Origin of the sequence: Bradyrhizobium sp. Tv2a-2, assembly GCF_000472425.1 — a bacterium.
Taxonomy (GTDB): domain Bacteria; phylum Pseudomonadota; class Alphaproteobacteria; order Rhizobiales; family Xanthobacteraceae; genus Bradyrhizobium.
Map to the genome: position 1 here is coordinate 134,771 of NZ_AXAI01000011.1, position 26,177 is coordinate 160,947.

At 64.6% G+C, this 26,177-nt stretch carries 23 protein-coding genes; 14 read left to right on the forward strand and 9 right to left on the reverse strand.

Annotation, left to right across the window (positions count from 1 at the left end; translation table 11 throughout):
- Nucleotides 1-51: 51 nt before the first annotated feature.
- A complete protein-coding gene (locus A3AI_RS0123395; protein WP_024517914.1) occupies nt 52-702 on the reverse strand; it encodes a TetR/AcrR family transcriptional regulator in 651 nt (216 codons plus the stop codon).
- An 87-nt stretch (nt 703-789) separates the two neighbouring features.
- On the opposite strand from A3AI_RS0123395, the gene A3AI_RS43330 reads away from it, so the two are divergent.
- A complete protein-coding gene (locus A3AI_RS43330) occupies nt 790-1,707 on the forward strand; it encodes an NmrA family NAD(P)-binding protein (protein WP_024517915.1) in 918 nt (305 codons plus the stop codon).
- A gap of 133 nt (nt 1,708-1,840) precedes the next feature.
- Here A3AI_RS43330 and A3AI_RS0123405 read toward each other — a convergent pair whose 3' ends face one another.
- A complete protein-coding gene (locus A3AI_RS0123405) occupies nt 1,841-3,805 on the reverse strand; it encodes an SGNH/GDSL hydrolase family protein (protein WP_024517916.1) in 1,965 nt (654 codons plus the stop codon).
- A gap of 116 nt (nt 3,806-3,921) precedes the next feature.
- On the reverse strand, nt 3,922-5,022 hold the full coding sequence (locus A3AI_RS0123410) for a lysylphosphatidylglycerol synthase transmembrane domain-containing protein (protein ID WP_024517917.1): 1,101 nt from the start codon (nt 5,020-5,022) through the stop codon (nt 3,922-3,924).
- A gap of 406 nt (nt 5,023-5,428) precedes the next feature.
- On the opposite strand from A3AI_RS0123410, the gene A3AI_RS0123415 reads away from it, so the two are divergent.
- Nucleotides 5,429-5,935, forward strand: coding sequence for a YciE/YciF ferroxidase family protein (locus A3AI_RS0123415; RefSeq protein ID WP_024517918.1), 507 nt, complete (start codon nt 5,429-5,431; stop codon nt 5,933-5,935).
- 86 nt (nt 5,936-6,021) lie between these two features.
- On the opposite strand, the gene A3AI_RS0123420 is transcribed toward A3AI_RS0123415, so the two are convergent.
- On the reverse strand, nt 6,022-7,248 hold the full coding sequence (locus A3AI_RS0123420; RefSeq protein WP_024517919.1) for an MFS transporter: 1,227 nt from the start codon (nt 7,246-7,248) through the stop codon (nt 6,022-6,024).
- Between the two features lie 359 nt (nt 7,249-7,607).
- Here A3AI_RS0123420 and A3AI_RS0123430 point away from each other — a divergent pair, with 359 nt between their 5' ends.
- The gene (locus A3AI_RS0123430) at nt 7,608-10,010 is read left to right on the forward strand and encodes a bifunctional diguanylate cyclase/phosphodiesterase (protein ID WP_024517920.1); all 2,403 of its coding nucleotides are present in this window, start codon (nt 7,608-7,610) and stop codon (nt 10,008-10,010) included.
- A 58-nt stretch (nt 10,011-10,068) separates the two neighbouring features.
- On the opposite strand, the gene A3AI_RS0123435 is transcribed toward A3AI_RS0123430, so the two are convergent.
- A complete protein-coding gene (locus A3AI_RS0123435; RefSeq protein WP_024517921.1) occupies nt 10,069-10,503 on the reverse strand; it encodes a hypothetical protein in 435 nt (144 codons plus the stop codon).
- A gap of 77 nt (nt 10,504-10,580) precedes the next feature.
- On the opposite strand from A3AI_RS0123435, the gene A3AI_RS0123440 reads away from it, so the two are divergent.
- From A3AI_RS0123440 to A3AI_RS0123450, 3 genes are read left to right on the forward strand one after another with little or no spacing between them, the layout of a single operon-like run.
- Nucleotides 10,581-11,177, forward strand: coding sequence for a hypothetical protein (locus tag A3AI_RS0123440; protein ID WP_024517922.1), 597 nt, complete (start codon nt 10,581-10,583; stop codon nt 11,175-11,177).
- A gap of 53 nt (nt 11,178-11,230) precedes the next feature.
- Nucleotides 11,231-11,464: a hypothetical protein gene (locus tag A3AI_RS0123445; protein WP_024517923.1), complete on the forward strand. Its 234-nt coding sequence runs from the start codon at nt 11,231-11,233 to the stop codon at nt 11,462-11,464.
- Nucleotides 11,461-11,805, forward strand: coding sequence for a hypothetical protein (locus A3AI_RS0123450; RefSeq protein ID WP_024517924.1), 345 nt, complete (start codon nt 11,461-11,463; stop codon nt 11,803-11,805). Before A3AI_RS0123445 ends, A3AI_RS0123450 begins: the two co-directional genes overlap by 4 nt.
- Before the next feature lie 93 nt (nt 11,806-11,898).
- Here the strand turns inward: A3AI_RS0123450 and A3AI_RS0123455 are convergent, their stop codons facing one another.
- Nucleotides 11,899-13,242: an aminotransferase-like domain-containing protein gene (locus A3AI_RS0123455; protein ID WP_024517925.1), complete on the reverse strand. Its 1,344-nt coding sequence runs from the start codon at nt 13,240-13,242 to the stop codon at nt 11,899-11,901.
- A gap of 196 nt (nt 13,243-13,438) precedes the next feature.
- Between A3AI_RS0123455 and A3AI_RS0123460 the strand changes: the two genes are divergently transcribed.
- Nucleotides 13,439-13,666, forward strand: coding sequence for a YjiS-like domain-containing protein (locus A3AI_RS0123460; protein ID WP_024517926.1), 228 nt, complete (start codon nt 13,439-13,441; stop codon nt 13,664-13,666).
- Nucleotides 13,667-13,818: 152 nt separating this feature from the next.
- Here A3AI_RS0123460 and A3AI_RS0123465 read toward each other — a convergent pair whose 3' ends face one another.
- The 3 genes from A3AI_RS0123465 to A3AI_RS0123475 all read right to left on the reverse strand — a co-directional run bounded on the left by A3AI_RS0123465 (nt 13,819) and on the right by A3AI_RS0123475 (nt 15,356).
- The gene (locus A3AI_RS0123465) at nt 13,819-14,253 is read right to left on the reverse strand and encodes a hypothetical protein (protein ID WP_245286940.1); all 435 of its coding nucleotides are present in this window, start codon (nt 14,251-14,253) and stop codon (nt 13,819-13,821) included.
- A gap of 46 nt (nt 14,254-14,299) precedes the next feature.
- A complete protein-coding gene (locus A3AI_RS0123470; RefSeq protein WP_024517928.1) occupies nt 14,300-14,725 on the reverse strand; it encodes a universal stress protein in 426 nt (141 codons plus the stop codon).
- Nucleotides 14,726-14,813: 88 nt separating this feature from the next.
- Entirely contained in the window at nt 14,814-15,356 is a 543-nt protein-coding gene (locus A3AI_RS0123475; RefSeq protein ID WP_024517929.1) for a SixA phosphatase family protein, read from the reverse strand.
- A 231-nt stretch (nt 15,357-15,587) separates the two neighbouring features.
- Between A3AI_RS0123475 and A3AI_RS0123480 the strand changes: the two genes are divergently transcribed.
- The 7 genes from A3AI_RS0123480 (at nt 15,588) to A3AI_RS0123510 (ending at nt 26,172) form a co-directional block, all read left to right on the forward strand.
- Nucleotides 15,588-17,045: an NAD(P)/FAD-dependent oxidoreductase gene (locus A3AI_RS0123480; RefSeq protein ID WP_024517930.1), complete on the forward strand. Its 1,458-nt coding sequence runs from the start codon at nt 15,588-15,590 to the stop codon at nt 17,043-17,045.
- Between the two features lie 126 nt (nt 17,046-17,171).
- Nucleotides 17,172-17,672, forward strand: coding sequence for a peptide-methionine (R)-S-oxide reductase MsrB (gene msrB, locus A3AI_RS0123485; protein ID WP_024517931.1), 501 nt, complete (start codon nt 17,172-17,174; stop codon nt 17,670-17,672).
- A 293-nt stretch (nt 17,673-17,965) separates the two neighbouring features.
- Nucleotides 17,966-19,765, forward strand: coding sequence for a flagellar hook-basal body complex protein (locus tag A3AI_RS0123490; protein WP_024517932.1), 1,800 nt, complete (start codon nt 17,966-17,968; stop codon nt 19,763-19,765).
- Nucleotides 19,766-19,812: 47 nt separating this feature from the next.
- The gene (gene flgK / locus A3AI_RS0123495; protein WP_024517933.1) at nt 19,813-21,663 is read left to right on the forward strand and encodes a flagellar hook-associated protein FlgK; all 1,851 of its coding nucleotides are present in this window, start codon (nt 19,813-19,815) and stop codon (nt 21,661-21,663) included.
- Nucleotides 21,664-21,674: 11 nt separating this feature from the next.
- A complete protein-coding gene (locus tag A3AI_RS0123500) occupies nt 21,675-23,573 on the forward strand; it encodes a flagellar protein (RefSeq protein WP_024517934.1) in 1,899 nt (632 codons plus the stop codon).
- 164 nt (nt 23,574-23,737) lie between these two features.
- Nucleotides 23,738-24,517, forward strand: coding sequence for a hypothetical protein (locus tag A3AI_RS0123505; protein ID WP_024517935.1), 780 nt, complete (start codon nt 23,738-23,740; stop codon nt 24,515-24,517).
- 11 nt (nt 24,518-24,528) lie between these two features.
- Complete coding sequence (locus A3AI_RS0123510; RefSeq protein WP_024517936.1) at nt 24,529-26,172, forward strand: hypothetical protein; 1,644 nt, start codon at nt 24,529-24,531, stop codon at nt 26,170-26,172.
- Nucleotides 26,173-26,177: the final 5 nt, after the last annotated feature.

Genomic DNA, 26,177 nt, shown 5'->3' on the forward strand with positions numbered 1-26,177 from the left:
GGGGCTTTGGAGATGCGGCCGCTGCGGCGCACCGACGAACCGGAAGGCGCGTCAATCGGCTGGAGCGGGCGATGCATAGAGCCGCAGTAACGCCGCCGTTGCCGCCTCGGCCCGCCGTGTGATCTCGCGCGGGCTCGGACGGTCACTGACGCCGAGCAGCAGGTGCGTCATCAGGGTTCCCCACAACAGCCCCGCAAAATGCTCGGCCATCTCGATAGGCTCGCCGTCGAGCAGGGCCGTTGCACGGGCGTGGGTCATGAGCTCGCGCAAGGCGGTGCGGCTTGCCGCGATGCCGATATCGCTGAGCGCCCTGGCGACGTCAGGCGCGCGGACCGCTTCAGTGATTGCAAGCCGGAACACGGCGATGACGGTGGGATCGCTGATCTCCCGCAGGAGATTGCTTCCGAATGCAGTCAGCGCCAGCGCCAGCATCTCGCGGTCGCGCGGCTCCGGCACATCGCCCGGCAAGTGAAATCGTTTTGCCCGCTCGGCGATGCAGGCGGCCAGGATCTGCTGCTTGCTGCCGAAATGCGTATAGAGCTCGCGCTTGGATGCTTTGGCGCGCGTTGCGATCTCGAGCGTGGAGGTCTCGGCGAAGCCCTGCTCCATGAACGCGGAAAATGCCGCCTCCAGGATGCGCTGGCGCACCGGAACATCGCCGGCCTCATCGGCGCGCGACTTCACAACTTGTTTAACCGCCATCGGTCACCTTGACTTGGTACCAATAGGTACCACACATTGCCTCCAGTTTGGTACCACACGGTATCATCCAATCCCAGAGGTATAGCCATGACGAAACCCATCCTCGTCACATCCGCCGCCGGCGGCAGGCAAGGCAAGACCGGCAGGCATCTGTCCGAGATGCTGCTGGCGCGCGGCGTTCCCGTGCGTGCCTTTGTTCATACGATCGACGAACGGTCGGAGCGCCTGCATGCCCTTGGCGCCGAAATCGTGCAGGGCGATTTTCTCGACATCCGTTCGGTCCAGCGCGCCGTACAGGGGACCTCGGCCATCTATTTCGCCTATCCCGTGCAGGACGGTCTTCTCGACGCGACCGCAGCGATGGCGCTGGCTGGCCGCGAGGCCGGCGTATCGCGGCTGGTCAATCTGGTGATGCTGCAATCCTCGCCCGATGCACCGACGCCGCGGATGCGGCAGAACTATCTGTCCGAGCAGGTCTTCGAATGGGCTGGCATCGGTGCGGCCCATATTCGGGCGACGATCTTCTATGAAAATGTCGCCGCGCTGGTCCGTCAAAGCCTGCCGGCGCAAGGTGCGGTCCGGTTACCGTGGGGTGGAGAGAATACCGTGCTGCCACTGGTCGCCGGCGAAGATGTTGCCCGCGTTGCTGCAGGCCTTTTGGCCGGCGGCGAACTCAAGACCGGCACCGCCTATCCGCTGATCGGTGCGACACTGTCGCTGAAGGAGATCGTCGCCACGTTTGCGCTCGTGCTCGGCCGCGATGTGCGGTACGAGGAGATCTCCGACGACGAATGGCGCCAGGTCGCACGGGCGCGCGACTACAATCCCCACGCAATCGAGCACCTGTCATCGCTGTGGCGGGCGATCCGGAGCGCTGCGATCGACCCGAAAGATCCTCGTTATGCGGTCTCCAGCACCCTCGAAACGATCGGAGGCGCCGCACCGAAAACGTTCGAGGCCTTCGTACGCGAAAGGCGGGGCGAATTGGGTGCGCCTAAAGCATGATCCGGAAAAGTGTGTAGCGGTTTTCCGAAAAGATCATGCTCAATCGAAGACCTAAAGCGCTATGACGATTCAACCAAATCTCATCGCGCTTTAGCGCTTTATAGGCGCGAAGACGCGCCACCCAATGCGGCGGTCATCGCTGCTGCGGCGTCGGCGCGATCGGCGAGGCTGGCTCCGACATAACGTCCGGCACCGCGGCGTCCAACTGCAGCACGGCGGCGGCCGCCGGCAGCACGGCGTCGGCCATCGCAGCATGGCCCTCGGCGGAGGGATGGACGGCGCCGCCATAGACTGCCGACAGCACGCCCCAGGTGGCGTCATGGATGTCGGAGGGCTGCATTGAGGATGGCAATCCTTGCGGATAGGTCATGGCCGCGAAATAGCTGTCATTGGCGTCGCGGATCCAGCGCGCGCGCGGCAGATAGGGCCGGTATTCGGCCGCGCTGCGGCCGCACAGCATCGGCTGGCTCGCGGAGTTGACGATGTCTGGGTCGAAGCTCTTGCCCTCAGGCGAGAAGCACTGGCGGTCGAACTCCGGATCGTTGGCGCCGCGGGCGCAAAAGCCGTGATCGGCGAAAGCCGGCTGGTGCGCGTCGACGAAGCTCATGCGGTCCGAGGCCGGGTCGCGGCAGAGAATGCCGGACTGGCAGGTCGCGAGCGCCTTCAACTGCGGCAGGAATTCGCGATCGACATAGGCCGTGACATTGGCGAGGCGCTGCGGATCGGCGCTGAAGGAGGGATGGATGTCGAAGCCTGCGCGTCCTCCGGGGCAGGGCGCGCCGCCCTGGTAGAGCGCCGGATTGGCGTAGGCCGTGTAGACGACATGTGACAGATCACCGCCAAGCAGCGGCTTCAACGCGTCGCGCAGCTTGCGAAAGCCCTGCGGCAGGTCGCGCGTCAAGGCATCGCGCGATTCGTCGACGGTCGCCATCACACCGGAACGGCGGAATAGCGTGCGCTCGGTCACGGTGTCGACGATGACGTCGGCGACGAGGCCGGAGAAATAGATGTCGTTGGCGCCGATCGAAAGCAGCACAAGGTCGAGCTTGCGGTCGGGCTGGCGGCGCCTGGCCGCGGCGAGCGCGTCTTTCAATTCCGAAAGCTGGCCGTTGACGCCGACCTGGCAGGTCGTGGCCGATTTGTTTGGCGGACATTCTCGGGCGCGCTGGCTGCCGAACAGGCCGTCGGCGATGGTCGCGCCCGTACAGGCGAGCGGCAGATAGGTCACCGCGATATGAGGATAATCGACGGCGAGCGCGAGCGCCGTGCGGGTCTGGTAGCTGTAGAGCGAGCGATGGCAGGCCGCGTTGAGCCAGACTGCGGCGTAGCGCTGCCAGTTCTGCAGGCTGTCTGGCGCCTCGCAGGCGCGCCCGCCTTTGTAGCCGGCGCGGCTTGGCCGGTAATATTGCGCGGCCGCCGTGCCGAGATAATAGCGGAAGCAGAAGCCCTCATCGCTGAGCGCGATCGGGCGGTCCGGGTTGCCCTCGCCGGAGGCAATGCTGTCGCCGAGGCCTGCGATGAGAATGTCGCGCACCTGGATTTCTGTCGAAATCCGCTGCGGCGTGTCCGGGCCGCTGGTGACATCCACCGTCGCGACCGTCTGCTTGCCATAGCGGACGCGCAGGTTCACGGGCTCCGCGCAGTCGAAGGTCGATTGCTGCGGGCCGTCGCCATCGTCGAACGACCACGCGCAGGTGGCACCGACCGGGACAGCGCCGGTGAGCCGCACCGTGATCGCGTGGTCGATCGGCGTGAGGTAGCTTTCCTTGACATTGTCGCGGTTGCAGGGCTCGCTGACGCGTCCCTGATTGTCGATGCAGAGCCGATTGACCATGTTGCGCGCCCAGCCGCGGCCGTCGCTCTGTACCTCGAGTACGTCCTCGGCGGACAGGATGCTGCGGTTGCGCATCGCCTCGACATGCAGCTGGAAGTCGCGCTCCTCGCGGAACAGGCGGAAGCGGTTGCGCACCTCCCAGGAGATCTGCATCGGCGCATCGGCGGCAATGCCTTGCGCCGCCGCGCGCCTGGCTTGCGGAATGACAAGAGCACCTGCGATCAGCGCTCCCAGGAGGACGGCGCGGAGAGAAAAAGGAACCATGACGCGTTTGACGGCAGAGTTGGGGCAGAAATAAGAGAGCCGGCCCGAGAAGCTCTACATGACCGACAGCCCCGGATGAAGCTGCGGATTCTCCCAGCGCGCGGCTAGTCCCGCGATCACCCCCGGAACTTCATTCGAGTCACCCGCTGCGGAACGGGCGTGATCGTTGCGGCCGGCGGCGGCGGAACCGGCGTCGCAACCCGCGTCGAAGAGCCGCCGTTCAGCTTGCGCCGCTCTTGCCAGGGCTGCACCACGTTCATCCAGAGCTCGCGCGCTCCCATGATCGAAATCGCGGTGCCGAAGGGAATCACGAAATAGAGAACGCGGAATACCAGGAGCGTTGCCAGGAGCTGCTCCCGCCCGAACTGCGGCAGCGCCACCAGCATGGCGGCGTCGAACACGCCGATCGAGCCGGGCGCGTGGCTGGCGAAGCCGAGCAGTGTCGCCAGGATGAAGACCACCGCCAGCGACATGAAGTCGATATGGGGCTGCGCCGGCATCAGCAAATACATCGCGGTGGCGCAGAAGGAGAGGTCGACCACGCCGATCAGGATCTGCAGCAGCGTGAAGCGGGCCGAGGGCAGCACCACCTTCCAGCCGTTCTGCCCGAGCTCGCGCCGGTTCGCGCCGAGCGACAGCCATGCCAGATAGGCCAAGATGCCGGCGACGCCGCCGACGCCGATCAGGCGGTTGATCGCCTCCGGCAGCTGGTCCATGGCGGAGGCGGCGCCCGGGTGCAGGATCATGCCGATCCCGAGCACGAAGATATTCCCCAGCCAGAAGGTCAGGCCGGACAGGAAGCAGATCTTGGCGACGTCGATGGCATTGAGGCCATAATCCGAATAGATCCGGAAACGAATGGCACCACCGGTAAAGACCGTGGCGCCGATATTGTGGCCGATGGAATAGCTGGTGAAGGAGGACAGCGCTGCGATGCGATAGGGCACATGTTTCTTGGCAATCGTTCGCAGCGCAAAAAAGTCGTAGAAGGTCAGTGTGCAGAACGCGCCGACGACGCAGAGCGCGGCGAGCGCGATATGTCCGGTCGGGATCTCGGTCAGCGCGGTGAGGATCACCGCCGCGTCCACGCCCTTCAGCGTCCGGATCAGGGTCGTGACCGCAAAGGCAATGATAAAGAGGCTTGCCGCGATCCCGAGCCGTTTCCAGCCAATCCATTTCTTGAAGCCGTGCGAGAGCCCGGTCAGCAGTCCTTGCATTCATCCTCCCGGCAGGGCGGCACAGATTGGAAGCTTAAAGTCCAAAGCCCGTCCAAACCACCACTTGAAACCATCGTTGATCGAAGGGGATCAGTTCCCATAAGGCAAAAAGCGTCCGTTGTGCAGTCCTTGACAACGGCCCGCTGGCCCCCGAGGCCACTGGCACCAAGACTGGTAAATATGTCGGAAGGGCGGACTTTCGAGGCCCGCGTCGAGGCGTCACAGACCCCTATGCGCTGCTTGAATAGCAGGGTCCAGCGTTTCGTCATCCTTTCGCGGGGCCGGTTGCTTTTTCACGGTCCCAGGAACGACCGCAGCGGCCACCGGTTAGCCCGGCGTTGATGCCAGGGACATCGCGCGCACGGGGGAACACGGGTGTCCTCCAGACAGAAAAAGGATCCATGCAATGGGACTGTTCACCAAAGACATCAAGACCATGAACGACCTGTTCGTGCATCAATTGCAGGACATCTATTATGCCGAGCAGCAGCTCGTAAAGGCGCTGCCGAAGATGGCGGAAAAGGCCACGGAACCCCAACTGAAACAGGGCTTTCTCACCCATCTGGACGAAACCAGAACCCACGTGAAGCGGCTCGAGCAGGTGTTCCAGATGCATGGCGTCGCGGTGAAGGCGATCGACTGCCCGGCGATCGATGGCATTATCGAGGAAGCCAATGAAACGGTCGGCGAGGTCGCCGACAAGGCGGTTCTGGATGCCGCCCTGATCAACGCGGCGCAGGCCGCCGAGCATTATGAGATCGCGCGTTATGGCAGTCTGGTCGCCTGGGCCAGGCAGCTCGGACGCACCGATTGCGCGAGCGTGCTGCAGAAGACCCTCGATGAGGAGAAGGCGACCGACAAGAAGCTGACCGCGCTTGCCGAGAGCCGCGTCAATCTTCGCGCCGCAAGCTAACACCCGGAAAACCACGGGTTGAGACAAAACGTCGCGCATCATGCTTGCGCGACGTTTTCGTTTCAGCAACGCGCATGACGGGCCCGTCACATAGTCTGGTTGCGCATGTCGAACGCCAGTGCCACGAGCGCGAAGATGGCGATGGTGACGGCAAAGGCGAGGCTCGCGGTGACTGGGCCGGCGAGGGTCGAAACGACCCCAACCCCAATGACGGGCAGGGCGTTGCCGATAAAGGCGCAGATCAGGTAGCTCGAAACGAGTTCGGCTCGACGGTCCGGCGGCGCGATCTGATTGGCGACCTGCAAGCTGCCTCGATAGCCGAGACCGGAGGCGACCGCGCAGATGGCAGTGGCGATGATCAGAATCGCGAGCGACTTCTCGAGTTGAGCAGCGACCAGAGTGGCAACGCTTGGCAGCATCAGCGCCAGCGCCGCCAGCATCGCGGTTCGGCTCGCAATCCGTTGGGTGGCGATAATCGCGCCGGCGACGACGATGGCCAGCTCCAGGAACACCGCACCAGCGATGGCATGATTGGTGATATGGAGCTGATTGGCGAGCAGAGTCGGCGCAAGCGCGGCGTAGAAGCCGACCAGCGCCATCGAGCCGAAGCCGGTGACTGCCGGAGCGACAAATTTGGCCCGGATCTCCGGAGGCACCAAGACGCGTGGCCTGATCGAGATATCCTTCATCGACCAGTGCGGCCGCGCTACTGTCTCGGGCGCCAGCCACATCACCACCGTGACAGCGACAAGAGCAACGAGATACACAACGAAAGGTAACCGCAGCGGCCATTTCGCGTATTCAGCGAGCAGACCCGCACCCAGTGCGCCAATGCCGAGGCCGACGAAGTTCGACGCCGTCGCGATCACGGTTGCGCGCGCCTTGCTTTCTTCCCTGATCAGCTCTGCGAGCCACGCAGTTCCGGTTCCGGCACCGATTCCGATCGCAAGGCCGCTCATGATGCGCCCGCAATAAAGCCATGCGATGCCGCGCGCGAACAGGAACACCATCGCGCTGATGATCGCCAGCGCCATGCCGGTCATCGCCATCGGCCGCCGGCCGACCTGGTCGGAAAGGCGGCCAAACAGCAGAAGCGCGCAGAGATTCCCGATCACATAGGCCGCATAGATCAGCGTGAGGGAGATCTGTGAGAAGCCGAACGCCTGCTTGTACATGATGTAGAGCGGCGTCACGACCGTGCTGCCGGCAAACAGCGCGCCGATCATGGCGGCGACCGCGACGATCGCTCCAGCGCGCTGCAACTTCAGCCCTGCATAGGCCGGGTGGGAACGAGAGAGGCCGCTTGATGTCATGGCAAGGCTCCTCGACTGCAGAACTCCGCGGCGGTGTGGCGCGTTCCAGCGCAGAGGCCTGCAAGGTCCGAGCAGCCACAATCGCGCATCATGCCGGCGCTGTCTCGTGAATACGGAAACACTTCGACCGCAAGCGAATCATCACGGTGAACCGGAGCCTATAGGCGGGCGGCGTTCATCGTCGTGATCTGGCGCCGGACCGCGGCCCTGATGGGATTGCCGCCCGCATCTGCGATCAGTCGCATCCCGTCCCTGCCGTCAATCACTCGTTCACCACTGACGGAGCGACAGAGGGCCAATTAACCAGATCGTACCAACCACTGCCCTTGTTAGGATGAAACACGGGCGTGGGCATTCTTATGTACAAAGTATTAACCTGCCTTGGCTTCGAGCATGACTGGAAACTGGTCGTGCTTGCCGGCATCGTTTGCTTTCTTGCGAGCGCAGTTGCGCTCAGTCTGTTTCAGCGGGCCAGGGCTTCGCAGGGGCGTTCGCGCTTCACCTGGATGGCGCTGCAGGCGGCTGTCAGCGGCTGTGGCATCTGGGCGACCCATTTCATCGCCATACTGGCCTACGATCCCGGCATCGGAGCGGGCTATAGCATCCTCGTGACGGTGCTGTCGCTGGTGTTCGCGATCCTGATCACCGCTCTGGGCTTTGGTGTCGCGCTCTCGGCGCCGCAGCGCTCGCGTGCCGCGATCGGCGGCGCCGTCGTCGGCCTCGGTGTCGCCGCCATGCATTACACCGGCATGACGGCGCTGGAGCTGCCGGCCCGCATTGCGTGGGACCTCCCGACTGTCGTGGCGTCGGTCGTGATCGGCAGCGCTCTTGGTGCGCTTGCGCTTCTGGTCGCGCTTGGACGTGAAACCAATTGGCGCGGCCCGCTTGCCACGGTGCTGTTCACGCTGGCCATCGTCTCGCATCATTTCACCGCCATGGGCGCGGTCACGTTGATTCCTGACCCGACGCTGGCGAGCGACGGCCTTGATATTTCACCGACCACATTGTCGTTCCTGGTCGCCGGCGCGGCCTTCATCATCCTCGGCGTTGCGTTGATGGCGGCTTCGATGGACCGCCGCGCCAAGCGGGCGCTCGGCCGGCAGAAGGTGCTGCTGGATGCGGCGCTGGAAAACATGTCGCAGGGCCTGTGCATGTTCGACGCCTACGGCCGCATCCTGCTGTACAACGAGCACTATCTGCGGATGATGGGACGAAGCGACATCGAGCTGGAGGGGCGTCTGCTCCGTGATGTCCTGCACGAGCTCCGGGCGTCCGACCGCTGGGACGGCGATCCGGACGAGTTTGTCGCCAATATGATCGCCGAAGCGCGCGAGGGGCGCAGCACCACCAAAGTGGTTGAGCAGGCGGGGCGCTCGATCCGGATCGTGCATCAGCCGATGCAGGGCGGCGGCGGCTGGGTTGCCACCTTCGAGGACATCACCGAATGGCAGCGCGCGCAGGCGCAGATCACGCACATGGCCTGCCACGATGCGCTCACCAACCTGCCGAACCGGACGCTGTTCCGCGAGCAGCTCGAGCAGGCGCTGCGGCTTGCCAAGCGCGGCGACAAGCTCGCGGTGCTCTGCCTCGATCTCGATCATTTCAAGGACATCAATGACTCGCTCGGCCATCCGATCGGCGACGCGCTGCTGATGGAGGTCGGGCGCAGGCTCTCCGATTGCATCGGCGAGGACGACACCGTGGCGCGGCTCGGAGGCGACGAGTTCGCCATCGTGCAGCTCTGCGGCACCGAGGAGTCCAATCCGGCGGTGCGGCTTGCGAGCCGCATCGTCGAGGCGATCGCGGAGCCATATCACGTCGGCGGCCACCAGCTCGTGATCGGCGTCAGCGTCGGCATTTCGCTGGCGCCCGACGACGGCAGGAATCCGGATGAACTGCTCAAGAATGCCGACCTTGCGCTCTACCGCGCCAAGGCCGACGGCCGCGGCACCTACCGCTTCTTCGAGACCGGCATGGACGCCCGCGCCCAGGCGCGGCGCCTCCTGGAATTGGACATGCGCGCGGCGCTGCCGCGCGGCGAGTTCGAGGTGCACTACCAGCCGATCCGCGACGTTGCGGAGGAGAGGATCGTGGCCTGCGAAGCGCTGGTGCGCTGGCGTCATCCGTTACGCGGGCTCATTCCACCCGGAAACTTCATTCCGCTGGCGGAAGAAACCGGCCTGATCGTCGCGATCGGGGAGTGGGTGCTGCGCACCGCCTGCCACGATGCCGCGACCTGGCCTGAGGATATCGGGGTCGCGGTCAACCTGTCGCCGGTGCAATTCAAGAGCCCCAATCTGGTGGCGCAAGTCATGTGTGCGTTGGCGCAATCGGGCCTGCCGGCTGACCGGCTCGAGCTCGAGATCACCGAGTCGGTGCTGCTGCAGAACAGTGAGGCGACGCTTGCCATGCTGCACGCGCTGCGCGGCAACGGAGTGCGCATCTCACTGGATGATTTCGGCACGGGCTATTCGTCGCTCAGCTATCTGCGCAGCTTCCCCTTCGACAAGATCAAGATCGACCGCTCCTTTGTCGAGGACGTCACCTCGCGCGACGACTCGCTTGCCATCGTCCGGGCGGTCACCGGGCTTGGCCGCAGCCTCGGGATTGCGACCACGGCCGAAGGTGTCGAGACGCCGGCGCAGCTCGAGATGTTGCGCCGCGAGGGCTGCACCCAGGCGCAAGGCTATCTGTTCAGCCAGCCGCGCCCGGTAGCGGAAGTGAGGAAGCTGTTCACACAGCGCCAAAGCGCGGTGGCTTGACTCTTTGATTGAGCATGATCTTCTCGGAAAACCGCTACACACTTTTCCGGATCATGCCTTAAATCCGGCGCAGCGCGAAATGGGCGCCGCAAAACGCCATCACGGCGCCGAGGCACAGTGCGGCAAGGCCGGCCAGCACGCCGGACAGGGTCGGCACCGTGCTCGGTCCCGACGCGGCTTGTCCGGCCCCCGCCAGCACCAGCACGCCGATCGCGATCAGGAATTGCCGCATCCGCTGCGGGATCTGCCCGGAGACGGCACCGTGCATCAGGGTTGCGGTGAAATAGCCGCCGGAAAAGCCGACTGTCGCAATCAGCCACCAGGCGATCGCGGCACCGGCCGGCATGAATGTGCCGCTGCCCGATCGCCACAGACCGCCGAGGTCAAGCCCGTAGCGCGCGCCGAGCATGTGCACGGCCAGCGCCAGCAGCAGGCCGGTAACGATCGCGCCGGCCAGCACCAGGTGGCGGGGAAAAGTGGTCGCTTCGCTCATGCCCCGTTTGTAGGATGAAGCGCGCCTGCGCCGCAAGGCGACGCGACGGTTTCTCCAGAGAAGAAGGTCTCGCCATTTTGCAGGAAGGCGCAAGCGAAGCTGCGCACGACACGTCGCCGATCAGCTACGCCTACAGGGCGTCGCTGATCGGGGCCGCGCACCGGTTCGAGCTCACCGATGCCGGACTGGCCTGGCATCTGGCGCGCCGCTCGGCCGTGTGGGCCTATGCCGACATCGCCGCGATCCGGCTGTCGTTTCGCCCCGTTTCGATGCAGGCGCATCGCTTCCGGGCCGATATCCGCCATGTCGATGGCGGGCGCATCACCATCCTCTCGACGAGCTGGCAGACCGCGGCCCTGATGGCGCCGCAGGACAACAGTTTTCGCGTGTTCATCAGCTCGTTGCATGCGCGGATGAAGGAGGCCGGAAGCGGCGCCGTGCTGACCGGCGGCCTGTCGCGCCGGACGTATATCGCTGCGCTTGCTTTGGTGGCGCTGCTTGCGGTCGCGATGAGCGGACTTCTGATCCGTGCCCTCGCCACACAGCAATTCGCCGGAGCCGCCTTCATGCTGGGCTTTGCCGCGCTGTTTAGCTGGCAGGTCGGCGGCTTCATCCGCCGCAACCAGCCGCTCGCCTATACGTTCGAGAGCATTCCGACGAAGCTCTTGCCATGACATCGTGCAACGAGCACTACGCGTCGGCGGAACTAACGGTTCGATAGGAAGCCATGACTGAGGACGAAGTCCGCAACGAGCACCTAAAGCTGGTCGCAAACTGGTTGAATACACTTGCGACAGGCGTCATGACGGCAGGGGTATTCGTGCCGGCGGCCCAGGAAATATTCAATATTCTGCCCGCGGCCACGGATAACGGCCTGGTGGTCGGCATAGGCATGGTTTGCTTTGCGCTGGCCTTCGGCATACATATAGTTGCGCACTTGTTCCTTGGAGGTCTCCGATGACCACCAGCCAATTGATTGCTTTACTGTTCCCTGTGGCCGGCACTGCGACCGCGATCGGGGCGGGGCTGCTTGCCAAATGGATCTGGGTGGATCGGCCGAGGCGGCTGGAGGCTCAGCACGTCCTTGCCGAGGGCGATGCCAGGACTGTCAAGGTGGAACAATCGTTGATCAGAAAGCTGCGTGAGACGGATGTTCTGGTCAATGAGTATCGCGTCATCCTTCAACGGGCACCGGCGCGGAATGCGCGAGCAGACGCTACCGGCCCGACATCCGAATCGAGCCCAACCGGACCTGCAGCTCCGGCCGGGCCGAGGCGCAAGAGCCGCCACCGAAAAAGCTAGCAGCGCCCATAATCGAGACAGGCAAGACCTGACGAGCCAAAGGCCGGGGCCGCGCCTCGCGTGCGCGCCGAACGGCACTTGTGGCGGCGACCACTATTCCGTCGTGTCAAAATCCTCTTCGCGCGCATTGAGGATGCCTGACAGCATCTGCAGTCCCGTCTCCAACTGGTGCATGGTTGGCGCGCCGAGAGCGAGCCGCACCGCATTGGGCGCGTGCCCGGCGGCTACCGCAAAGGTCGTCGACGGCGTCAGCGCGATGTCGCGTCTGGCTGCGGCGCCGACGAAGGCCAGCGAGCGCCAGTGGGAGGGAAGCGTCAGCCACAGATGATAGGCCTTGCTGTTGGCCTGGAGTTCGAAGCCGTCGAGGTATTTTGCCGCAAGCTGCTGGCGTCGCGCGGCATCGAGCCGCTTGAGCTTTGACAATTCATGAGCTGTGCCGTCGGCCATCAGCCGCTGGCCGGCCGCCAGCGCATAGCCCGACGCGGTCCATCCTCCCGAGCGCACCGCGGCCATCACGCTTTCGCGCAGGCGCTGCGGCATCACGATGAAGCCGCATGCCAGTCCCGGCGCGATTTTCTTGGAGAGAGAATCCAGCACCACGCAGAGGTCGGGCGCTTCGGCCGCAAGCGGCGCCTCGTCCTCGAGAAAGCCGTAAACCGCATCCTCGACCACTGTCAGGCCGAGCCTTTCGACCACGCGCAACAGGTCGGCGCGGCGCGCCGGCGGCATGGTGATGCCGAGCGGGTTCTGCATCACGGGCTGAATGTAGAGCGCCGACAGCCGCCCCTCGCGATGGGCCTTCTGCACGGCGTCGGGTCGCACGCCGTGCTCGTCCATCGCAAGCGGCACCAGCGTTATGCCAAGCCGCGCGGCGATGCCCTTGACGAAGGGATAGGTCAATGCCTCCACGCCGCAGCGTCCGCCGGTCGGCACCACGGCCGCAAGCGCGGCTGCGATGCATTGCCGGCCATTGGCGGTGAAGACGATCTGCTCCGCGCCCGGCGTCCAGCCCTTGCGCGCAAGATACGCCGCCGAGGCCGCGCGCGCGGCCGAGGTCCCGATGCTGGCGACCGGCCGGAGCGCGGCCTCGAGCGCGTCGGGGAGAAAAAGGCCCTGCAGGCTTTTTGCGATCATCGCCGATTGCACTGGCAGCATCGGGTAGTTGAACTCGAGATCGATGCGGGCACCGTGCGGCTCGGCCGGCACCGTGACGCCGCGGCGCGCGTCGCCGGAGACGAAGGTGCCGCGCCCGACCTCGCCAATCGCGAGTCCGCGGCGCAACAGCTCGGTGTAGACCCGGCTCGCGGTCGACACCGCGATGTTGCGCTCATAGGCGAAGTCGCGCTGCGGGGGCAGGCGGTCGCCTGCCTTCAAGGCGCCGGAAGCGATATCGGCGGCGATAGCATCGGCAAGCTTCAGATAATCAGATCGCGACATCATTGCACCGAGAGCAATGTTTTACTTGAACCGATACATTTACGAGATAATTAGAACAGCATCAAGCCGCGTTTGCACTGAGCTGCGCCCATAAAGCGCTCCGAAGCAATCCAGGGGTCGCCAGCGCCGTTATCACGGCCGTTGGCGTCGACGGTTTCGCTCGGCCTCCCGCGGCTGAAACAGCTGGAGAAGAACGATGTCGATGATGTCCAGAGCCGCAACCGAACCGCAAACTGCGGGGGCCTTCGCCGGGGCGCTGCGCTGGATCGCCGGCCTGGGGCGCGCGCTGATCCAGCATTGGTATCGCCGCGCCGCGATCAAATTGCTGAGCGAGCTCGACGACCGCGCGCTGGGCGACATCGGCCTGCGGCGCTGCCACATCGAGGCGGCGGTGCGGGGCGAGGTGAGGCGGCCGCGAGTCTAAAGCGCGATGAGATCTGGTTGAATCGTGATCGCGCTTTAGGTCTTTGATTGAGCATGATCTTTCCGGAAAACCGCTACATACTTTGCCGGATCATGCTCCAGGACAACGATCTGCTTGCAGCGTGCTTTGGGGCGGTCGTTCGCATCACCCGATCACGCCCAGGCCAGGCTGCAGGCAATAGCGCATTCATCGTCATCCCTGGTGTGGCCGGATAAGCGCTTACGATCTCGTCCGCCGGTCTCGCGCCGGTGACGGAAGTCCAGTCGCGGCAGGCGTCCAAGCATGTATTTCGCAAGCTCGGTGGCGTGACCGATGGTTTGCTTCATGACGAAGATGATGGTTGCGGCGCGGCTCAACAGGCCGAGCAGGAGGATCACCGAGAAGATATCGATGTAGGCCAACACGTCGCCGATCAGCATCAGCTCGGGCGGGATCGGGATGCTGTGCGCGTAAGCCAGGACGAGGACGAGGACGGGGATGAAGGCGATGATCCGCCGCAGCGTCAGCCGGTCGAGCCAAGCGGCAAATTGCACGACCAGAACGTCCCACAGCGTGTCGGATAGCTGAAGCGGTATTTCATACGTCAACTTTCGCCACCAGCTTTTCACGCGCTTGCCTCTATCCTTGAAAAGCTCAATGGCGCACCACAAGCACCGAGCATTTGGCGTAGCGCACGACATGGCCGGCGTTGGAGCCCAGGAAGTAGGTCCGCATCGCAGGGCGGTGCGAGGTCATCACGATCAGGTCGGCGTGGATGTTGGCGGCTTCCTCGAGGATCTCGTGATAGATGCCGCCCTGCCGGACCACGCTCGAGATCCGCTGTGCCTCGATGCCGGATTCGCGCGCCACGATGACGAGCGCCTCTTCCGAGGTCTGGCGCTGCTGGGTGTCGAAATCCGCGGGCACATATTCGGCGAGCATCACCGGTGTCATCGGCAGCACGTTGAGCAGCCGCACGCTGCCCTGCCAGGTATTCGCCAGCGTCGCCGCGGTCGCAATCGCCGGCTTCGCCAGATCGGTGTCGGCGAGATCGATGGGCACGAGGATGGACTTGAACATCTGCGCCTCCCCTGAACGCAAGGGAGACTAGCACGAAATATGGCGCCAACGCGTTCAGCTTTGTCATGAGGGCGACTTGCGTCGCGCTCTAGTCGCTGGAGGCCTGCTTCAGCAATTTCGGGCTGACGAAAAGCAAGAGCTTGCCGCGGCGAAAGGCCACATCGTCCCAATCGTCGATTGCGAAGTCGAGCACGGCAAGGCCCGAGGTCGGCAGGTTGTCGGTGAGCGCCTTGCGCGCCGCCGCATCGCCACTGCCGGCGAGCGCCAGCGCGAGCTCGTGCATGCCGGGATTGTGCCCGACCAGCAATAGCCGCTTCGGATCGCTGACCGATGCCATGCGGATGGAGGTCAGGAGCTGGGCTGGATCGGCGCCGTAAAGTTCCTCCACCTGCTCGACCTGGGGCTTTGGCACGACACCCTTCATGGCGGCCCAGGCGAGGTCCCAGGTCTGCAATGTACGCGCCGCCGGCGACACCAGGACGCAATTGGGGAAGGGGGGATTGCGGCTGATCCAGCCGCCGATCTCGGCGGCATCCCGCAAGCCTCGCTCGTCCAGGCGGCGGTCCCGGTCCCGGCCCGAGGGCGCATCGGTCTCGGTCTTGGCGTGACGCAACAGCATCAGACGGCGCATGGGCAAAATCTCGATTCGCTTCGGCCGGTAATCTACCGCCCGTCAGTCCAAGCATGAAGTTGAAAATTGGACACTGGTTTTTGCGAAAAGATCATGCTCGATCAAGAGCCTAAAGCGCAATTGTGCAGTTGCGGTTCAACTTTGCCCAGGCGACCTTTAAGACAGGATGACAAGCCGGCCAAGGGCCCGTATGAAATCAAGGGTACTTCACAAGGTACTTCAGAAAACGACATGAGCGAGACCTCCACTCCATCAGCGGAAGAGCTCGAGGTGGCCGCTGTGCGCGCGCGCACGCGGCTCTCCTTCGACCTCGATGTCGACGTCTGCGTCATCGGCGCCGGCCTTGCCGGCCTGACGGTCGCGCTGGAATGCGCCCGGCTGGGAGCGAGCGTCGCGGTGCTCGAGGGACGTCAGATCGGCTGGAACGCCTCCGGCCATCAGCTCGGAACCGTCATGCCGGGATTTTCCTTGGGCCTCGATGATCTGATTGCCCGAGTTGGCCTTGAGAGCGCGCGCGAGCTGTGGGCCTTGTCCAGGGAGGGCGCCGAGTTCGTCCGCGGCAATGCCCGCGAAGAGCTGATGCCGGGCATCTCGTTGAGCGAGGGCGCGCTCGAGGTGTCCAACGTCGATGCCGGCGACCAGTTGATCAGGCGGTTGCAGATGCTGGCCGAGGATTTTGAGACGGAAGTTGAAGGCTGGCAGGTCGACCGGGTGCGTCAAACGCTCGTCACCGACCGTTACTTCCATGGCATCTATTATCCGAAAGCGTTTCAGCTCGACGGTCGCAAATATCTGTTCGGACTAGCCTCGGCTGCCAGGCGCGTCGGCGCGCGCATCTTCGAGGACACGCCGGTCGTCAGCGTCGATTCCTCCGGCATCCGCAAGCGCATCGTGACGCCCTCCGCGCGGCTCCGCGCCGCCCATGTCGTGCTGGCCGGCAATGTCCATCTGGGGGCGCCGGCACGGCGGCTGTGGGAAACGCTGCTGCCGGTCTGGCGCTATGCCGCCGTGACGGTGCCGCTCGGCAACCGCCTGGACGAGGTGATCGGCTTCAAGGGATCAGTGAGCGATAGTGACGGCATCGATCATTTCCGCATCGTCGAGGGCAACAGATTGATGTGGGCGAGTCCCGAAACCACCTGGGCGATGCGGCCGCAACTGTTCGCCGGCGCGATCCAGCGCCGGATCCGCACCATATTTCCCAAGCTCGGAACCGTTGAGATCACGGAGACCTGGGGCGGGGCGGTCGGCCAGACGGTGCATGGCATGCCGCAGATCGGCCAGCTTCGCAAAGGCCTTTGGGTTGCAAGCGGGTTCGGCCGGCAAGGCCTCAATACCTCCGCCATGGCCGGCCAGCTGATCGCGCGCGGGATCCTGTGGGGCGATGAGCGCTGGCGGCTGTTCTCACCCTTCGAGCTGGTTTATGCCGGCGGTGCAAGCGGTCGGGTCGCGGGCTTTTTCGTCGGGCTGTGGGGACGCGGCAGTTCCGCCGCCGCCGGCATGCTCGCCCGCCAGCGGGAACGCACCCGCGTCCAGGAAGGTCTGCGCGAGGCGCGGATCGCCGAAGCCAACCGCGTGGCCGCACTGCGCGCGCCGGTGCGCCGGCCACCGCCGCCTGGCGCGCCGCGTCCGGTCCGGCCGCAGCCGCCTCCCGCCCAGCCCGACCGGAAGGAGGGTGAGGGCGGCTAGCCTGCGGGCGCAGGGACAGCGCTCGCATGAATGTGAGAATTTTTGGTGCCTTGAGGTGTAACGTCTCGGGTTGAGGCCCGTATTTCACGGCGAACGATCGGCCACTTGCGCTTGAAGGAGACGATGATGACTGACCGCCGCCTTGTGCTTGCTTCCATCGCCGGCCTGTTCGGCCTTTCCGCGCTCCGCTGGCTCAAGGGATCGCCGGCACACGCCGCGGAGAAGTTCGAGATCGAGAAGACCGAGGCGGAGTGGCGCGCCCAGCTCACCCCGCAGCAGTATGAGATCCTGCGCAACCAGGGGACCGAGCGTCCCTGGACAAGCCCGCTGTTGAAGGAGCACCGCAAGGGAGTCTTCGCCTGCGCCGGCTGCGACCTGCCGCTGTTCTCCTCCGAGACCAAGTTCGAGAGCGGCACGGGCTGGCCGAGCTTCTACAAGCCGCTCGACAACGCCGTCGGCACCACCGAGGACCGCACCTTCGGCATGGCGCGGACGGAGGTGCATTGCCGCCGCTGCGGCGGCCATCTCGGCCACGTCTTCGACGACGGACCCAAGCCCACCGGCCTGCGCTACTGCATGGACGGCTTTGCGCTGAATTTTCATCCCGGCAATTCGTCTGCAAGCTGACCAAGAAATAGTCTGACGGAATTCCTCGCCTGGCCCGTTCAAGGGAGGCGAATGTCTGTTGGCCCGGTCCCGCCCGCCGAAGCGGGGCGGGCAACCCTTCGCTCGAAAAGATTGCCGGGTGCCCGGCAATTGTTGCCCCGCCCGGCAATTTAGTGCCGGTCTGCGGACGCCTGACTTTTGCCTAAGCCTCTGATGCGAGGTGATTTTTCCCTTTGGCACAACGCTTGCGATTGGCTCCACGAGCTGCAGCGTGGCGCGCGCCTCGCTGGCAGAAGCGAAAGTGGAGCAATGGTATGGGTATCTTCGACGCACTGAACACCGCGGTCGGCGGCCTGCAGGCGCAATCGTTTGCGCTGCAGAACATTTCCGGCAACATCGCGAACGCCTCGACCGTCGGCTACAAGGGCATCGGTACTTCCTTCGAAGATCTCGTTCCGGACTCCACCACGCCGAACAAGCAGGTGGCCGGCGGCGTCACCGCCTTCGCACAGCAGACGATTACGACCCAGGGCACGGTGTCGTCCTCAACCGTCGCCACCAACATGGCGATCAACGGCGACGGCTTCTTCTCGGTGCAGAAGCCGACCTCCATCACCGACAACCAGCCGGTGTTTTCCGGCACCACCGACTACACGCGGCGCGGCGACTTCCAGGTCAATTCCAACGGCAACCTGGTCAACGGCGCCGGCTATTACCTGATGGGCGTGACCGTCGACCCCACCACCGGTAACCCGACCGGCAACGTGCCGCAGGTGCTGCAGTTCCAGAACAACTTCATCCCGGCGCAGGCGACCACTGCCGTTCAATATGCGGCGAACCTGCCGACGCAGCCCAAGACCGCCGCAAGCACGTCGGCGGCGACCGGCACGATCACCGCGGCCGGCGGCCTCAACCCCGCGGACTTCAGCAGCAACCCACTTGCGATCGGAACGACGTCTTATCTCGACAACACCACGACTGGCACCCCCGTTAACAACAAGCTCGGCGCGGCGATCACGAGTGCGACGTTGTTGTCCGGCGCTGCCGGCACCGACTCGATCGGCACCGACTTCGCCGCGGGCGACACCATTACCGTCGATGGCCAGACCATCACCTTCATGGCGTCGGGCGCGAGCGGCAACAACCAGATCAACGTCACCGACAGCGTCGGTACGCTCCTGGGCAAGATCGGCGCGATCACCGGTGTGACCCCGACCATCAGCTCGACGGGCGCGATCACGCTGCACACAGGAACCTCGCAGAGTCTGAGCGCCAGCAGCAGCAATACGACTGCCTTCAGTGCGCTCGGGCTCACCTCTGGGCTGAGCCAGACGCGCACGCCCTCGTCAGGCAACGGCGCCGTCGTCGCCAACGACATGACCGCCTTCACCAATGAATCGATCTCGGGTGGTGCGGTGACGGCCTATAACGCGGCCGGCACGCCGATCAATCTGCAGCTGCGCTGGGTCAAGACCGACAGCGCCTCGCTTGGCGGCGCTCATCAGGACACCTGGAACCTCTTCTACCAGACCTCGACGACCGCCTCCGGCGGCCAGACCGCCTGGGTCAACGCCGGCACGAATTTCACCTTCGCCTCGGACGGGTCGCTATCCTCGCCGACCGGATCGGCGCTCACCATCCCGAACGTCAGCGTCGACAACCTGTCGCTCGGAAACCTGACCATCAACATCTCGAGTGGCGCGCTCACGCAATTTGCGAGCACCAGCGGCGCGGCGACCATCAACCAGATCCAGCAGAACGGCTTCGCCGCCGGCCAGCTGCAGTCGGTCGCGATCAACAACAGCGGCATCGTGGTCGGCACCTTCTCCAACGGCCAGAATATCGATCTCGCCCAGGTGACGCTGTCGCATTTCAACGGCACCAACTACCTCAAGGCGCTCGACGGCGGTGCCTATCAGGCAACCACGGAATCGGGCGCGGCGATCATCGGCGCCTCGGGCACGATCTCCGGCTCCTCGCTGGAAGGATCGAACACCGACATCGCCGACGAGTTCACCAAGCTGATCGTGACCCAGCAGGCCTACTCGGCGAACACCAAGGTGATCACGACAGCCAACAGCATGGTTCAGGACCTCCTGAACGTGCTGCGGTGATGAAGGACCGGCAACTCTCATGAGTGGCTCAAGGCAGGAAAATTGAAATGGGTTTGAGTTCGGCCCTTGCCACTGCGCTGGCTGGATTGCGCACCAATCAGGCGTCGTTGTCGATCATCTCTTCCAATATCGCCAACGCGCAGACGCCCGGCTATGTCACGCAGAGCCCGACCCAGGTCGAAGTCGCGAGTGGCGGCGACGGCTCGACCGTCCAGACAACAGGCGTCAACCGTCAGCTGGATCTGTTCATTCAGAACCAGCTGCGCACCGAGACCTCGGGCTCCGGTTATGCCAACCAGATGGCCAATATCCTGAGCCAGCTGCAGAGCGTCTATGGCACACCCGGCGGCGACGGCACGCTGGAAACGGCCCTGAGCAATTTCACCACCGCGCTGCAGTCGCTATCGAGCAACCCCGGCAACCAGTCGTCACAAAACGTGGCGTTGTCGGCGGCGCAATCGCTTGCCGCGCAGCTCAACTCGACGACGCAGGGCATCCAGGAGCTTCGCACCAATGTCGATCAGGACCTCGGCAATCTGTCGGCGCAGGCCAACACCGATCTTACCCAGATCGCCAATATCAATACCAAGCTGCAGGGGCTGAGCCCGACCGATCCGCAGGCCGCGACCTTGATGGACCAGCGCGATAGCGCCATCAATGATATCTCGAAGATGATGGATGTTCGTGTCGTTACGGACTCCTCGAACCAGGTCAACCTGTTCACCAATTCCGGCGTCCAGCTGGTCGGCGGCGGTCTTGCATCGACCTTCATCTACAATACGCAGGGCACGCTCAACGCCGATTCGCAGTACAACACCGATCCGACCAAGTCCGGGGTCGGCGGTCTCTACATCAAGCTGCCGAACGGCGCGCAGATCGATGCGGTCGCCAACAACGTCTTCAGCTCGGGCCAGATCGCCGCCGACCTCAAGCTGCGCGACCAGACGCTGGTGCAGGCGCAGACGCAGGTCGACCAGCTTGCGGCCTCGATGTCGAGCGCGCTGTCGGATGTGACGACTGCCGGGACCGCGGTGTCAGGTCCGCCGGCCGGTTTTTCCGTCGGCACCTCGAACGTCCTGCCGGGCAACACGATCAACCTGACCTACACTGACGGCAGCAACGTCCAGCACAACATCCAGATCGTTAACGTTACCGATCCGTCAGCGCTGCCGCTGCGGAACGCCGCCAATGCCAATCCACAACAGATCGGGATCAATTTCTCCTCGACCACGCCGTCCATCGTTACGCAGCTGAGCACGGCCCTTGCCGGCACGGGCCTCGCCTTCTCGAGCTCCGGCTCCACGCTGACCATCCAGGGATCGGGGAGCGCCACGGTCAATTCCGCCTCGACCACGACGACGACGCAGACGCTTGCCAGCGGCAATCCACAGCTGCCGCTGTTCACCGACGGCACCTCGCTCTACACCGGCGCGATTACCGGTACGGGTTCGGAGATGACGGGGCTTGCGGGGCGCATCACGGTCAATGCCGCGCTGATCGCCGACCCCTCCAAAATGAGCGCCTATTCAACGTCGACGGCGGCCGGCGACAACACGCGGTCGAGCTTCATGTTCTCGCAGCTCACCACCGCAACCTTCAGCTATTCGGCGTCGACCGGGCTCGGTTCGCCGGCGCAGCCGCTCAAGGGTACGATCTCGAGCTATCTGCAGCAATTCGTCAGCCTGCAGGGCAATGCCTCGACGCTCGCCACCCAATTGCAGCAGGGCCAGAGCGTCGTGGTCTCGACGCTGCAGGAGAAATTCGACTCCACCGCCGCGGTCAACATCGACACCGAAATGTCGAACCTGATCCAGGTGCAAAACACCTATGCCGCCAATGCTCACATCATGTCGGTCGTGCAAAGCATGATGCAGACCTTGCTGCAAGCCAACACGTAAGGGCGTAAAATATGTCGATCAGCAGTATCAATTACGGCTCGTCTGTGCTGGGCCAGTCAATCCAGAACATCAACCAGCAGCTCACCAACCTCTCGACCCAGCTGTCGACCGGCGTGAAGGCGACCAACTACGCCGGGATGGGGACGAACGAAGGCTTTGCGATCGCGGCGCGCTCGCAGCTTTCGAACATCACCGCCTACGGCGACACGATGACGAACGTCACCACCATCATCAACGCGGCGAACGCTGCGCTGCAGTCGCTGTCCGACACGGTCAGCGAAGTGCAGAGCGAGGCATCCGCATCGCCGCAGAACCTGACCAGCACGGGCCAGACCATCGGGCAGCAGAATGCCGCCTCGCAACTCTCCGCGATGGTCGGCATGCTCAACACCCAGGTCGGCGACCGCTACATTTTTTCCGGCAACGCGATCAGCACGCCGGCCGTGGCATCGGCCGACGATATTCTCAACGGCAGCGGCACCCAGGCCGGACTGAAGCAGGTGATTGCCGAGCGTCTGCAGGCCGATCTCGGCAGCGGTAGCCCGCCGACGGGGCGCCTCGTTCTGTCACAGCCGACGACAACCTCGGTGCAGGTTGCGGAGGACGTCGCGGGCTCGCCGTTCGGGCTCAAGCTCGCCTCGGTCTCCTCGTCCAATGCCTCGGGCGCCTCGCCGCCCGATATCGCCGTGGCGGGCCCTTCCGGCTCGCCGGCGGCGATCACGGTCGACTTGTCGGGTGGCAACCCGAGCCCCGGCGACCAGGTCACCTTCAAGTTCAGCCTGCCTGACGGCACCAGCCAGTCCGTGACTCTGACCGCAACCAACACCACGCCGCCGCCGTCTGGCAGCTTCGCCATCGACCCCGCGTCGTCAGCGAATACGGCATCCAACCTGAATACCGCGCTCAACACCGCGATCACGACGATTGCCAATACCTCGCTCGTCGCGGCCTCGGCGGTCGCGGCGGGAAACAATTTCTTCAACACGACGACCGTGGTCGGCAATGCCGTCAACAACCAGGCCGGAACGCCTGCGCCGATCACCGGCGCCACCGCGCTCTCCGGCACTGCCGGCACCGATTCGCTGGCGTCGGGCTTCTCGGCCGGCGACACCATCACCGTGAATGGCCAGACCATCACCTTCGTCGCGTCGGGGGCAAGCGGCAACAACCAGATCAACGTCACCGACAATGTACAGACATTGCTCACCAAGATCGACGCGCTCACCGGCACCTCGACGCCATCGACCGTCAACGGCGGCGTCGTTACTTTGAACGGCAACAGTGCTTCGCCGTCGCTGACGGTGACAAGCTCGAACACGGCCGCGTTCGCGGCGCTCGGCTTTTCTGGCGGCACCGCGACCGCAGGGCCGCTGCGGGTCTCGGGCTCGCCGCCTACCAGCCTCACCAGCGGCGCAGCGAATACGGTCTCCTGGTACACCGGCAATTCGGGACCCGGGACCGCGCGTTCGACCGCAACCGTGCGCGTCGATAACTCGCAGACCGTTCAGTTCGGCGCGCAGGCCAATGAGCTCGCGATCCGCAACGCGCTGCAGCAGATCGCGGTCTATGCCGCCGTCGTCGTCAACCCGCCCGGGAGCAGCAATGCGGGGGCACAGGCCTCGGCGCTGAGCCAGCGAGTTGCCGCCAACCTGACCCCGCAGCCGGGCCAGCAGGCCATCTCGGACATCCAGACCGAGTTCGCGACGGCGCAGAACACGATGAAGGACGTCCAGGCGCGCCAGACCCAGTCTCAGGCCGCGTTGCAGAACCTGATCTCCGGCACCGAGGGAATCTCGCAGGACCAGGTGGCGAGCGAGATACTGGCGCTGCAGACCAGCCTGCAGGCGTCCTACCAGACGACCGCGATGCTGTCGCAGCTCAGCCTGGTGAAGTTCCTGCCGGTGGCCTAAGGCGCTGCCGCGATTCAGGCTTTTGGCCACGCACGATCCGGCGCTTTCGGGAGCCGGATCGTGCTGCAAGTGTTAAGGGGGCAGGGGGCAGTTAGGTTTTCATTAACCACGTCTCTTTACTGTTCGGTCAGAAGTGCGGGCCAACCGCCGCTTCGGAGGCGCTGATGACCGATCAAATAAACCTCGTGGTTGCCACCCCCTGCTTCGGCGGCCAGGTCTCGAGCATCTACGCAAGCTCGATCTTCGCTCTGCAGCGCGCGCTGCGTGGCATGTCCAATGTTGGGCTTACAGTCCATATGCGCGACGGCGATGCCCTGATCACCCGCGCCCGCGCCAATTTGGTCACGCTGTTCCTCGACGATCCCGCCGCGACCCATCTTCTTTTCATCGACGCCGACATTGGCTTCACGCCCGAGCAGGTGTTCAGGCTGGTCGAATCCGGCGCCGATGTGGTCGCCGGCGTCTATCCGATCAAGAAGGTCAATTGGGACAAGGCGAAACGGGCGATGGAAGGGGAGCGGCCGAACCTCGCCGCCGCATCGCTCGACTATGTGCTCGAGATCGATGATCCTGATCACGTCAGGGTGGTCAATGGCTTCACCCGCATCCGCTATGCCGGCACCGGCTTCCTGATGATCCGGCGCCAGGTGCTGGAGACGATGTGCCGGCACTACGCATCGCTGCAATTCTTGCGCGAGCATTCGCATGATGCGCTCGCCGGCAGCCCGAACCGGTTCGCGCTGTTCGAATGCATGATCGATCCCGCCACCGGCACCTATCTCTCGGAGGACTTCGCATTCTGCAAGCGCTGGACCGATCTCGGCGGCGAGATCTGGGCCGACCTGCAGAGCCGGCTCGATCATGTCGGGCCCTCGGTGTTCCGCGGAGAAGTCGCCTCCCAATTCGCGGCGGCGCCGGTGGCGGCCGCGGCGGACGCAGCCTGAAGAGCGCGTCGATGACGCGGGCGGTGCTCAAGATGCCGACGGCCGAGGCGTTCGGGCTCGACCCCTTCCGGGACCATGTCGCACGCGGCATGCGCGATCTGTTCCGGCCGCTGGACGATCTCCTGGTCTCCGGCGGCGACCCGCGCCTCGCGCTCGATCCCGAAAGCCGGCTCAACGAATATGGCTGCGGCCCGCGGCCCGCGCCTGACGAATTCAGCTTCGCATCGAGCACGGCATCGGTGATCTCCGAACGGGCCTATGAGCGCGCCGGGCGGGCGCGCGATGAGATGATGCGCGCGGCGATCTCACTCGGGCTCGATGAGGCGTTCGAGGCGCGGTTCGAGGCCATGCGCGATGAGCTGAAGGAGCGGCTCACGCTTGCCCAGGATGTTGGCGTCGTCTTTGCGCCCTCGGGTACCGATGCTCAGCTTCAGGCGCTGTTCGTGGCGCAGGCACGACTGGGGGGCCGGCTCACCACAATTCTGGTCGGATCGGACCAGACCGGCAGCGGCGCGGCCTATACCGCGCGCGGCCGCCATTTCAACATGCTGACGGCCGCGGGCTGCGCGGTTCGCAAGGACCAGCCGGTCGCGGGCCTGGCCGGCGAGGCCATCGCGGTGCCGCTGATCGATCCGCATGGCGCGGTGAGGCGCCCGGAGAACGTCGATGCCGCTGTGCTCGACGCGCTCGCCGGCGCGACGGCGCGCGGGGCGGCCGTACTGCTCCAGGTGATGGATTCATCGAAGCTCGGCTGGCGCGCGCCTGGCGATGCCTGCCTTGCCGAAATCGCGCGGCGATGGCCCGATCAGGTGCAGATCGTCGTCGATGCCTGCCAGATGCGGCTTGGACGCGGCCGGCTCAGAGCCTATCTCGAGCGTGGCTACATGGTGCTGATCACCGGCTCGAAATATTTCGGCGGCCCGGCCTTTGCGGGCGCGCTGCTGTTGCCCGGTGCCGTGTCGCACCTCTTTCTCAAGAAAGGCGTGCAGCTTGCCCCGGGGCTTGCGGATTACACCAGCCGTAGCGATTGGCCGAAGGCGTACAAGGCCCTGCGCGGCCGGCTCGCGAGCCGCGCCAATCTCGGCCAGTGGCTGCGCTGGGAAGCCGCGCTCGAGGAGATGACCGCCTATTGCGCCGTGCCGGCTGCGTTCCGCAGTCACGCCGTCAGGGAGCTGGGCCGCGGCGTCGAAGATCTGATCAAGCTCTCGCCATCGCTTCAGGCGGTGCCGCGTCCCGTGCAGCCGCCGATAGCGGACGAGGAATTTTCGGACGCGACGATCTTTCCATTCACCTTGCACGGGCCGCGCGGCCCGATTGGCGCGGAAACGTGCAGGGCGCTTTACCACGCGTTGAACCGCGACGTGAGCAAGCTGATTGCGAGCAGCCCGGCCGATCGCGATGTTGCCGCGCGTCGCTGTCTGATCGGCCAGCCCGTGAAACTGGAGCGTGCGGGCGCGGAGCCTATCGCCGCGCTGCGGCTCTGCATCGGCGCACGCCTGATCACCGAAGCCTGGTCCTGCGACGCGGCCGCCGCCCAACACAACCTCGAACATACGATCGATCGCATCGCCGACGTCGTCGCCAAGATCGAGCTTCTGCTGGCTGCAGCCGGCGCGGAATTCGTGGAGTCCCGAGATGAAGTCCAGCCTGCTTGAAATCT

What these genes read in the sequence shown, in the direction of transcription:
- A3AI_RS0123410 (WP_024517917.1), bottom strand. Translation starts at nt 5,022, where the DNA reads ATGCAAGGACTGCTGACCGGGCTCTCGCACGGCTTCAAGAAATGGATT.
- flgK (WP_024517933.1), top strand. Translation starts at nt 19,813, where the DNA reads ATGGGTTTGAGTTCGGCCCTTGCCACTGCGCTGGCTGGATTGCGCACC.
- A3AI_RS0123435 (WP_024517921.1), bottom strand. Translation starts at nt 10,503, where the DNA reads ATGAGCGAAGCGACCACTTTTCCCCGCCACCTGGTGCTGGCCGGCGCG.
- A3AI_RS0123475 (WP_024517929.1), bottom strand. Translation starts at nt 15,356, where the DNA reads ATGCGCCGTCTGATGCTGTTGCGTCACGCCAAGACCGAGACCGATGCG.
- A3AI_RS0123500 (WP_024517934.1), top strand. Translation starts at nt 21,675, where the DNA reads ATGTCGATCAGCAGTATCAATTACGGCTCGTCTGTGCTGGGCCAGTCA.
- A3AI_RS0123420 (WP_024517919.1), bottom strand. Translation starts at nt 7,248, where the DNA reads ATGACATCAAGCGGCCTCTCTCGTTCCCACCCGGCCTATGCAGGGCTG.
- A3AI_RS0123480 (WP_024517930.1), top strand. Translation starts at nt 15,588, where the DNA reads ATGAGCGAGACCTCCACTCCATCAGCGGAAGAGCTCGAGGTGGCCGCT.
- A3AI_RS0123405 (WP_024517916.1), bottom strand. Translation starts at nt 3,805, where the DNA reads ATGGTTCCTTTTTCTCTCCGCGCCGTCCTCCTGGGAGCGCTGATCGCA.
- A3AI_RS0123395 (WP_024517914.1), bottom strand. Translation starts at nt 702, where the DNA reads ATGGCGGTTAAACAAGTTGTGAAGTCGCGCGCCGATGAGGCCGGCGAT.
- msrB (WP_024517931.1), top strand. Translation starts at nt 17,172, where the DNA reads ATGACTGACCGCCGCCTTGTGCTTGCTTCCATCGCCGGCCTGTTCGGC.
- A3AI_RS43330 (WP_024517915.1), top strand. Translation starts at nt 790, where the DNA reads ATGACGAAACCCATCCTCGTCACATCCGCCGCCGGCGGCAGGCAAGGC.
- A3AI_RS0123415 (WP_024517918.1), top strand. Translation starts at nt 5,429, where the DNA reads ATGGGACTGTTCACCAAAGACATCAAGACCATGAACGACCTGTTCGTG.
- A3AI_RS0123510 (WP_024517936.1), top strand. Translation starts at nt 24,529, where the DNA reads ATGACGCGGGCGGTGCTCAAGATGCCGACGGCCGAGGCGTTCGGGCTC.
- A3AI_RS0123460 (WP_024517926.1), top strand. Translation starts at nt 13,439, where the DNA reads ATGTCGATGATGTCCAGAGCCGCAACCGAACCGCAAACTGCGGGGGCC.
- A3AI_RS0123450 (WP_024517924.1), top strand. Translation starts at nt 11,461, where the DNA reads ATGACCACCAGCCAATTGATTGCTTTACTGTTCCCTGTGGCCGGCACT.
- A3AI_RS0123470 (WP_024517928.1), bottom strand. Translation starts at nt 14,725, where the DNA reads ATGTTCAAGTCCATCCTCGTGCCCATCGATCTCGCCGACACCGATCTG.
- A3AI_RS0123430 (WP_024517920.1), top strand. Translation starts at nt 7,608, where the DNA reads ATGTACAAAGTATTAACCTGCCTTGGCTTCGAGCATGACTGGAAACTG.
- A3AI_RS0123505 (WP_024517935.1), top strand. Translation starts at nt 23,738, where the DNA reads ATGACCGATCAAATAAACCTCGTGGTTGCCACCCCCTGCTTCGGCGGC.
- A3AI_RS0123455 (WP_024517925.1), bottom strand. Translation starts at nt 13,242, where the DNA reads ATGTCGCGATCTGATTATCTGAAGCTTGCCGATGCTATCGCCGCCGAT.
- A3AI_RS0123490 (WP_024517932.1), top strand. Translation starts at nt 17,966, where the DNA reads ATGGGTATCTTCGACGCACTGAACACCGCGGTCGGCGGCCTGCAGGCG.
- A3AI_RS0123445 (WP_024517923.1), top strand. Translation starts at nt 11,231, where the DNA reads ATGACTGAGGACGAAGTCCGCAACGAGCACCTAAAGCTGGTCGCAAAC.